This is a genomic window from Mitsuaria sp. TWR114 (genome assembly GCF_007997345.1).
On record NZ_VOSR01001095.1, the window covers coordinates 1 to 629 of the forward strand.

General features: G+C 70.0%; 1 pseudogene. It reads left to right on the forward strand.

The features are described from left to right. Window positions 1-273: 273 nt before the first annotated feature. A pseudogene (locus tag FUT87_RS27695) lies at window positions 274-629 on the forward strand (beta-galactosidase); the annotation flags it as partial.

The following is a 629-nucleotide window of genomic DNA, read 5'->3' on the forward strand; positions in this document are numbered from 1 at the left end:
CGGCCGAGGTGCTGCGGCTGCAGAAGCCGGACCCCGCGCTCCACGGCAAGGCCGCCAAGGCTGACAAGGCCAGGGGTACCTGGTCCGCCGTCTATGGCGACTACGCCGAGCAGTATTTCCACAGCTGGGCGATCGCGCGCTACATCGGCGAGATCGCGCGGCCGGCCGCCAGGTCTACGACCTGCCGATGTTCGTCAACAACGCGCTGCGCGACCCGCTGGCGCCGATGGCGCGTGGAAGTCGGACTTCGCCAGCGGCGGCCCGACCCACGACGTGATCGGCATCTACAAGGCCGCCGCGCCGAAGATCGACATCGTCGGCCCCGACATCTACATGCCGGAGTCGGCCAAGGTCGAGGCCATCCTGGGCCAGTTCCAGCGCCGCGACAACGCGCTGTGGGTGCCCGAGATCGGCAACGCCGAGACCTACGCCCGCTACCACTACGCGATCCTGGGTCGCGGCGCGATCGGCGTCACGCCCTTCGGCGTCGACTACGCCGACTACAGCAACTACCCGCTGGGCTCGCCCTACACCGACCGCCGCATGACCGCGCCGATCGCCGCCGTCTACGGCAGCTTCGCGCCGATGGCCTCGCAGTGGGCGCAATGGTCGCTGGAGGGCCGCACGCA